Annotated in this window: 1 protein-coding gene; it reads right to left on the bottom strand. The window is 68.2% G+C overall.

Annotation, left to right across the window (positions count from 1 at the left end; all coding sequences use genetic code 11):
* Positions 1-632: dioxygenase family protein (locus tag PKF00_RS43975; RefSeq protein ID WP_271223743.1), on the bottom strand; the 632-nt coding region annotated here is incomplete at its 3' end.
* Positions 633-657: the final 25 nt, after the last annotated feature.

Below are 657 nucleotides of genomic sequence, written 5' to 3'. Positions count from 1 at the left end.
GTCGGGGTGATCGTGGGGCTCGGCGACGGCGTGCCGGTGAAGTTGGCCACGAAGTCGAACGTGGCCTCCTTGGCGTTGCCGACGGTGCGCACGTTCATCAGCAGACGCGAGTCGTAGATCGTGTCGGTGCTGTTGCGCGGCTCACCCGGGAAGTACAGCTGGGTGGTCAGGATCGACCGGCCCGGAGCCTGCACCTTCACGTGGATGTGCCGGGTACGGCCCGGGTACAGGCCGGGCACGATCGTGGTCAGCTTGTAGGCGCCCTGGGCGTTGGTGAACTGGTGCCCGCGGAAGGTGTAACCGCTGTTGTCGTAGTTGCCGCCGTTGTCGGCCTGCCAGAAGTCCAGCAGCGCGTTGGCGACCGGCTGACAGGACCGGTTGAACACGAACCCGCTGACGGTCAGCAGGGTGCCGGCCCCGGTCAGCGTGTCCCGCAGCGGCGAGCCGGGCTTGAAGTACGGGCCCTCGGTCTGCGCGATCGTCGCCGGGTCCCCGCTGCCGCAGAACGGCGTCGGGTCGAGCAGCTTGCCCTCCTCCCGCGCGTCACGAGCCAGCGCGGGGATCTGGCTGCCCATCAGCAGCGGGATCGGGGCACCTATGATGGCGGCCTTCAGCAGGGTCTTGCGGCTGATGCCCCTGGTCTCATTCTCATCGTCG

Source organism: Streptosporangium carneum (assembly GCF_027922005.1).
GTDB classification, from domain to species: domain Bacteria; phylum Actinomycetota; class Actinomycetes; order Streptosporangiales; family Streptosporangiaceae; genus Streptosporangium; species Streptosporangium carneum.
This window is presented reverse-complemented; position numbering and strand designations above follow the sequence as displayed.